General features: G+C 31.2%; 4 protein-coding genes. 1 reads left to right on the top strand and 3 read right to left on the bottom strand.

The window, feature by feature from the left end; all coding sequences use genetic code 11:
* The coding region (locus GTR01_RS24350; protein WP_160136654.1) for an integrase core domain-containing protein at positions 1-216 on the top strand (216 nt) is incomplete at its 5' end.
* A 34-nt stretch (positions 217-250) separates the two neighbouring features.
* Here the strand turns inward: GTR01_RS24350 and GTR01_RS24345 are convergent.
* The 3 genes from GTR01_RS24345 to GTR01_RS24940 all read right to left on the bottom strand — a co-directional run bounded on the left by GTR01_RS24345 (position 251) and on the right by GTR01_RS24940 (position 2,109).
* Positions 251-667, bottom strand: a complete 417-nt coding sequence (locus GTR01_RS24345) for a hypothetical protein (protein WP_160140287.1) — start codon at positions 665-667, stop codon at positions 251-253.
* A complete protein-coding gene (locus tag GTR01_RS24340) occupies positions 660-1,706 on the bottom strand; it encodes an RHS repeat-associated core domain-containing protein (protein ID WP_160140286.1) in 1,047 nt (348 codons plus the stop codon). Before GTR01_RS24340 ends, GTR01_RS24345 begins: the two co-directional genes overlap by 8 nt.
* A gap of 259 nt (positions 1,707-1,965) precedes the next feature.
* The gene (locus GTR01_RS24940; protein WP_262885741.1) at positions 1,966-2,109 is read right to left on the bottom strand and encodes a transposase; all 144 of its coding nucleotides are present in this window, start codon (positions 2,107-2,109) and stop codon (positions 1,966-1,968) included.
* Between the last annotated feature and the right edge of the window lie 5 nt (positions 2,110-2,114).

Below are 2,114 nucleotides of genomic sequence, written 5' to 3'. Positions count from 1 at the left end.
CAAAATGCGCTAGCAGAAAGGGTTAATGGAATATTGAAACAAGAATTCCTTTTTTCTAAAACAAAGAATATTCAAGATCTAAACTTATTAGTAAAAGAAAGTATTTATCTTTATAATACTAAAAGACCACATTTAAGTCTTAATATGGAAACGCCAGATAAAGTGCATAAAAAATCCGAAGAAATAAAATATCTCTCCGGATTAAATATTGTTTAATTTATGTCAACCTATTTTAGGACGACTCATATTTTTAATTCTCAATATTTAAATCTCCTTTTACTTTTATAAGCATAGTATTTTCATTATTTCCATTATTATGTAACCAAATTGTATCGTTATTGTATTTAATAACTTTAATTTGTGAATTAAAGTTCATGAGAGTTAGTATTGAGTCATTAGCAACTCCCCATTTTAAATGGGGTTGTACTCCAAAGTCAGAAAATAAATGTCTTTTGTTTTTTACTTTAGAATATGAGTATTGTTTGACGTTACCATTACTATAAAATTGAAAAGTAGCACCATAAAACTCAGCTCTTTCCCTTGGCCATTCATAATTCCAATATCCAATAGTATCATTATATAAAATTACATCTTTAATTTTATCACTGGGATTTGAGCAACTTGTTAATGTAAGAAAAACAAGAATATATTTTAAAAATTTAATCATGAGGACTTGTCATTTTTTCTAATGTTTTAGGTTCGGATCTAAATGAACCATTTTGGATAATTAATTGCATTGGCTCTCCTTCATATCCCCCAATAGGAAATACTTGAACACCACCTGTATTATTTTTATTAAAATCATTTAAATATGGATTCATACCTTCCCATGAAATTTCGTCTTGTTTATAGGCATTCCATAATCTTTGTACGAAACCACCAGCAACAGAATTCTGATTATCTAATGTCGATTTTCCATAATCAGAAGTTTTAGATTGTCCCAAATAAACTTTGGCATGAGCTAAATATGTGTATGGTACTATATTCTCATTTTTATGACCTGCTTTTCCTGCTTCATGATCTAAAACACTTCTTATATCATAAGCATCATTGAGATTTCCTGCTGATAATGCTTTAGAGTTAAAATAAACAGATTTTTGAGGTGTTGTATGTGCCAATGTAGAGGGATCTTTTATTGACTTCACACCATAAATTCCTGTTAGCCCTTTTTCTCCTGCATAATGTGCTAGAACTTTTGAAACTGCAGTTACGGTTCCTTTTTTACTGTAATCTAATTGCGATAGTTTTACATTTCCTTTATCAGTATGTATTACTACATTATTAGTTTTCTTATTATCTGTGTATAAATAACGTCCATACTTATTAAAATGATCATCTTTCGGCGCCATTCCATCTGGGTCGATAAACCTAAGAGGGTTGTCAAAAGCATAGTTGTACGGCGACCAACGACGCATTAATTCAGCTTTCGGATCAATCACGCCCCATCGTCCGATATCCGGCATATACATCCTTGCTCCATAATCATACATCCCCGTCTCTTGGAGTTCCTTACCGTTGTACTTATAATTTTTATAAGTACTCTGTCCAAAAAATGCATATCCTGACTTCAAATGGTTCATTCCAAAAGGATAATAATCATTGGCATCGGTGATTTCAAGAGCGCCTTTGCTGTTTCTTCCGAAACTTATTCTCACATTGCTAAGGTGATTCTTATACTGATAAATATACTCATCTTTTATAATCATAATACCTTTCTACAGTGGAAAGAAAGAAAGAAAGAAAGATAAATTAACCATTTTAAATGCCATTCCTAGTCAAAATCTTTTTTCGTTTAAATAATTACTCTCTGCTATGTTTTAGGTAAAGATATAAAATTGCTTAAGGGAAACTGAAGACTTACCTTTTTGGTAAACTTCCCTGTTTTTGAAGACTTACCTTTTTTGAAGACTTACCTTTTTTGAAGACTTACCTTTTTTCAAACAGTTAATAAATATAAAATCCCTTCTAATTGACTAAAGATTCTTTAGCATATAGCCAAGGACTAAGTCCATTTAAAGATGTGTGCGGATGATTACTGTTGTAATCGATTTGCCACTCATAAGCCATTGCATTTACCTCCATTATAGACCCGAATAGGTATGCATCCAAAACGT

The sequence above is a fragment of the Chryseobacterium sp. c4a genome, from assembly GCF_009900745.1.
Classification (GTDB): domain Bacteria; phylum Bacteroidota; class Bacteroidia; order Flavobacteriales; family Weeksellaceae; genus Chryseobacterium.
Note: the sequence above shows the minus strand (reverse complement) of the source record. Positions and strands in the feature narration are given on the sequence as shown.